Here is a 5177-nt window from a genome sequence, read left to right as displayed (position 1 = left end):
CAAAATAGCATAATCCTATTTATGTCCGGGCCTGGTTTCAAATTACGAATTGAAGGATTTTCTCATATCAGATTGACATATATGATTATAAGTGTTATCATATCCTTTAATATCAAAATTATACTAATAATAAGGAATATAAAGATTGTTTTGCCGGCAGATTCATATCTTTAATTCTGCTCTTAAAGGTATTTAACAAAAGAATATTTGCGGATAAAAGCGGTAAATTTTTCTACAATCGCTGAATCTTAAAGAGCGGGGGAACCATTTTTGGGGTGAATTCTGATTTTACATCAGATGGGTCAGTCTCATTCGATCCTAATCCGTCAGCTAACCTCGCAAGCGTTGAAAGAGAAGTTAATTTACATGCGGTTTTTATTTTCGTTGATAATAAAAGCTGTAGAGACTTCTCTACAGCTTTTTTAATTCATACACAGCAAATAAAAATACAAAAGCAAATCCATAAAATCCTATGCAGAAAAGCGTTCTTGATTTAAAAAAGGATTTTCATAAGTTAGGCAGCAGACTTTTCCGTTGGATAAAAACGGCAAAGGGATGCTTATACTTTTGATTTATGCAGACAGTAATATAAATGGATTTAAAATCAAATAAAGGAGTGGGTAATTCATGAAAATGGCAAAAATACTGTCAGCATTATTAATTATAAGTATGATTTTCACGGGTTGTACATCACAGAAAAAAGTGGCTGATAATTCGCAGACCGAAACCGATGGTGGAAATACAGCAAAAAAGGTGCTTGTAGGTACGGAGGGAACATATAATCCTTTCACATATAAGGATGAAAATGGTCAGCTCACAGGCTATGATATAGATGTCGTAAAAGAAATAGATAAGCGCATTGACGATATAGATTTCGAATTTCTTCCAACGCCCTGGGATAGTATGTTTTTGGGACTTGAATCCAAGAAATATGATATGATTGCAGACCAAATTTCCAAAGACTCAGAAAGGGAGAAAAAATATTCTTTCTCAAATAACAGCTATTTCATATCAGCCGCACACATAATAGTTAAAAAAGATAATAATAAAACCATCAATGGATTAGATGACTTAAAGGGTTTGAAGGTTGGGGTGTCGATCGGGACCTCATTTTCTAAAACCTTTGAAGAATATAACAAGAAAAACAATAATGCCCTGAAAATCAAATACTATGAAGGCAATGTCACTACCATACTTCAGGATATTGAGGCGGGAAGAATCGATGCGACATTGAATGAAAGAATAATTGCCGAAGATAATATTAAAAAACTCGGACTAAAAATAAAGACAGTCGGAAAACCTGTAAAGGTTACGCCTTCTTATTTTGTTTTCAGAAAGGGAGCGGATGGAGACGCCCTGAAAAATAAAGTTGACACGGCGCTTGAAAGTATCAAATCCGATGGGACGCTGTCAAAAATTTCAATGAAGTGGTTCGGGGAAGATTATACAAAGCAGTAATACGGTAATAATGGTTAAAGTACACACTGTAGCAGTGTGTACTTTATATCTATTTTAGGCATTGGAAGGTGGTATTTAAATGAGCTTGTTAGATTTGAATTATATGGCAAAATCTTTCCCGGAAATTATCCGGTATGCTCCTGTTACACTGGCGATAGCAGCCGTTTCTATGGTATTAGGCCTTATCATCGGCCTTATCACTGCGCTTATAAAAATATACAAGATTCCCATTTTAAAATGGTTTTCGGCAATATATATCTCTTTTACCAGAGGCACACCGCTTCTGGTACAAATGTATCTTGCATATTACGGGATCCCGAAGGTCCTCGATTTTATGCATACAAATTATAACTGGAATGTCGATGTAAGCAATATTCCGGCTATCGTGTTCGTATATATATCTTTCTCTTTGAATGTCGGAGCGTACCTAGCTGAAACGATCCGTGCCGCCATACAAGCCGTTGACAGAGGCCAGATGGAAGCCGCCTATTCTATCGGCATGAGCACGCTGCAGGCCATGAGAAGGATAGTACTGCCACAGGCACTTGCCATAGCGCTGCCCAACTTTGGAAATACATTTATAGGCTTGCTTAAAGATACCTCACTGGCCTTTATAATCGCAGTAGTAGAAATAATGGGACAGGCAAAAATAATCGGAGCAAGAGGGCTGAAGTTTTTTGAGGTTTATATCGATTCTGCGATTATTTATTGGCTTATATGCTTAGTAGTTGAAAAAAGTGTGAATGTGCTGGAGAAAAGGGTTAGAAAATATCAAGGAGGGATCGCCAGATGATAGAACTAAACAATATCCACAAATCTTTCTATAAAAATGAGGTACTTAAGGGTATCAGCCTTAATGTCAAAAAAGGTGAGGTTTTCGTCATAATCGGTCCAAGTGGTTCCGGCAAATCAACACTCTTAAGATGCATTAATTATCTGGAAAAACCTGATAATGGAACCATTAAGATAGACAACCTTACCGTAGATGCAAAAAAAGTCAACAGGAAGCAGATATCTGAACTGCGCAAAAAAATATCCATGGTATTTCAGCATTATTGCCTGTTTAAAAATAAAACCGCCATAGAAAATGTTATGGAAGGACTTGTAACAGTACAAAAAATGGATAAGGGAAAAGCATACGAAAAAAGTATGGCCTGTTTAAAAAGAGTCGGTCTTGAAGACAGGGTAAACTATTATCCATCCCAGCTGTCAGGCGGCCAGCAGCAAAGAGTCGGCATTGCCAGAGCATTATCGCTGAATCCAAAAGTTATATTGTTTGATGAACCTACATCAGCTCTTGATCCGGAACTTGTCGGCGAAGTGCTGGATGTCATGAAATCCGTGGCAAAAGACGGCATCACCATGATTGTTGTAACACATGAGATAAGCTTTGCCAGAGAAGTGGCAAACCACGTAATATTTATGGATGGAGGCGTTATCGTAGAAGAAGGTAATGCTTCCGAAATATTTGAAAATCCAAAAGAGGACAGGACGAAGCAATTTTTATACAGGGTAATGCACAGTAATTAAAGGGAATAGATTAAAAATGGCGGGAAAACCCAAATCGCTGTGAAAATCTCCGCTACCCTGATACATTATATCTTTTTCTAAATTCATATATTGTTCACACTAATTCAATAATATATTAAAAATATAATGTTAGTATATATTTGAAGTTAGATTTACATATTAATCCCCCTTTAAATATATATTAAAAGAACCGGTTTAACCGGTTTTTTTATTTGTATGCCAATCATATCCAGTAAGCCTGTGGACGATTGAGCTTGAAAACTAGGGTGCATATTTTATATTTGAAGAATATTATTTCAATCGCTAAGGCTCACAGGACGCAAATTGACATCATAATGATAAAAGATTATAATTGTTAATAAATTAACTTTCGTGTAGCAAAACATGTTTTAAATAACACGATTCTCTTTGTACTAATTAAAACTTAACAGGTGAAAAAATGAGTACAATACAATTTAAAGAAGCAAACTGCAAAAACTGTTATAAATGCATACGAAACTGCCCTGTCAAGGCTATTTCATTTAAAAACGAGCAGGCACAGATAATGGAAAAGAACTGCATACTTTGCGGAAGATGTCTTCAAGTATGCCCTCAGAATGCCAAAAATGTCGTAAACGACGTCGACAGGGTAAAATATCTCATAGAAAAAAATGAGAAGGTCTATGCAAGTATTGCACCTTCATTCGCATCGGCATTCAATATAGATGATGCCGGGAAAATGTTTTCTGCCTTAAAAAAATTGGGATTTTCTTACGTTGAAGAAACTGCTGTCGGCGCTGCGCAGGTGTCGTTGGAATATGAAGAACTTATTGAGCAGAACAAAATGAAAAATATTATTACAACGGCTTGTCCTGTTGTAGTATCTTTAGTCGAAAAATATTATCCCGATCTTTTATGCTACCTTGCTCCCGTGGTATCCCCCATGATAGCCCATGCCAAGATGATGAAAAAGATGTACGGCCCCGGTGTCAAGATCGTATTTATCGGCCCTTGCCTTGCTAAAAAAGAGGAATACAAAGATTGCCAGAACGATAATGTTATCGATGCTGTCATAACATTCGAAGAGCTTGAAAAGTGGTTGGATATCGAAAATATTTCTTTAAGCGAACAGGACAGCGGCGGAATTCCGGATTTTAAAAAATTTACGGCAAGATATTATCCAATCCCCGGCGGAATATTGAAAACACTTTCTTCAAAGGATAGGAGCAGCTATAAATTTATCGGCATCGATGGAACGGAAAAATGCATGGAAACACTTGAATCTTTGAGGGGCAGCGATATTAGCGGTTATTTCATCGAGATGAACAGTTGTAGCGGAGGGTGCATAAACGGACCATGCATAAGCAATTCAAGAAAGAGCTTTATTGAATACAGAGACAGGCTTACAAGGTATATAAAAAAAGCCAGGGGGAATGGCGAACCTCACATATTACGGCAGGATGTCAAAGTTAATTTATCAAAAGAGTTCTTCGATAAATCCAAGCCTTATAATATTCCCGATGAAGAGACAATAAGGAAAATACTTAGAAAAATCGGCAAGTTTAAAAAGGAAGATGAATTGAACTGTGGAGCCTGCGGATATCCAAGCTGCCGGGACAAGGCAATAGCAGTTTACAATAATAAGGCTGATCTTCACATGTGCCTTCCATATATGAGGGAAAGAGCCGAATCCATCTCGAATATAATAATAAACTCGACACCGAATGCTATTATCGCTTTGAATCAGGAGCTTTGTATTCAGGAAATAAACACGACTGCAAGAAAAATGTTCAAGTTGGAAAAGTACGATCTGATCGGTAAAAACATTTACAATATACTGGACTGTCCAGATTTTCAAACCGTGAAAGATACCGAGGAAAATATATTCGATAAGAAATATCATTACGATAGATTTGAAATAACTGTGGACCAATCCATAATATATTCAAAAGAGCATGAAGCTATAATCATAATTATGAAGGATATTACAAAAGAAGAAAATCAAAAGGAGCAGATTTATAAGATGCGCTGCGAGACCGTTGACATCGCCCAAAAGGTTATCGAAAAACAGATGAGGGTCGCTCAGGAGATCGCAAGCCTCTTGGGTGAAACCACGGCTGAAACAAAAGTAGCTCTTACGAAACTCAAAAAATCCATGTTATCCGGTACAGAGGAAGATTAAAGAAGTGGCCGCGCAATGCATTGCGCGG

At 37.1% G+C, this 5177-nt stretch carries 4 protein-coding genes and 1 riboswitch; all 4 genes read left to right on the top strand.

Annotated elements, in window-relative coordinates; genetic code table 11:
• Positions 1–229 precede the first annotated feature (229 nt).
• A riboswitch (cyclic di-AMP (ydaO/yuaA leader) is annotated at positions 230–361 on the top strand.
• Between the two features lie 266 nt (positions 362–627).
• The 4 genes from QME45_14415 to QME45_14400 all read left to right on the top strand — a co-directional run bounded on the left by QME45_14415 (position 628) and on the right by QME45_14400 (position 5149).
• The gene (locus QME45_14415; protein MDI6619822.1) at positions 628–1458 is read left to right on the top strand and encodes a transporter substrate-binding domain-containing protein; all 831 of its coding nucleotides are present in this window, start codon (positions 628–630) and stop codon (positions 1456–1458) included.
• Positions 1459–1537: 79 nt separating this feature from the next.
• Entirely contained in the window at positions 1538–2251 is a 714-nt protein-coding gene (locus QME45_14410; GenBank protein ID MDI6619821.1) for an amino acid ABC transporter permease, read from the top strand.
• Positions 2248–2988, top strand: coding sequence for an amino acid ABC transporter ATP-binding protein (locus tag QME45_14405; GenBank protein MDI6619820.1), 741 nt, complete (start codon positions 2248–2250; stop codon positions 2986–2988). Before QME45_14410 ends, QME45_14405 begins: the two co-directional genes overlap by 4 nt.
• A 439-nt stretch (positions 2989–3427) precedes the next feature.
• Entirely contained in the window at positions 3428–5149 is a 1722-nt protein-coding gene (locus QME45_14400) for a [Fe-Fe] hydrogenase large subunit C-terminal domain-containing protein (protein MDI6619819.1), read from the top strand.
• The last annotated feature ends 28 nt before the right edge of the window (positions 5150–5177 follow it).

Source organism: Clostridiales bacterium, from assembly GCA_030016385.1.
Lineage (GTDB): Bacteria > Bacillota > Clostridia > Clostridiales > Oxobacteraceae > JASEJN01.
This window is presented reverse-complemented; position numbering and strand designations above follow the sequence as displayed.

Excerpts from the sequence above, each read along its gene's own strand:
- QME45_14415 (MDI6619822.1), top strand. The coding sequence starts at position 628 with ATGAAAATGGCAAAAATACTGTCAGCATTATTAATTATAAGTATGATT.
- QME45_14410 (MDI6619821.1), top strand. The coding sequence starts at position 1,538 with ATGAGCTTGTTAGATTTGAATTATATGGCAAAATCTTTCCCGGAAATT.
- QME45_14405 (MDI6619820.1), top strand. The coding sequence starts at position 2,248 with ATGATAGAACTAAACAATATCCACAAATCTTTCTATAAAAATGAGGTA.
- QME45_14400 (MDI6619819.1), top strand. The coding sequence starts at position 3,428 with ATGAGTACAATACAATTTAAAGAAGCAAACTGCAAAAACTGTTATAAA.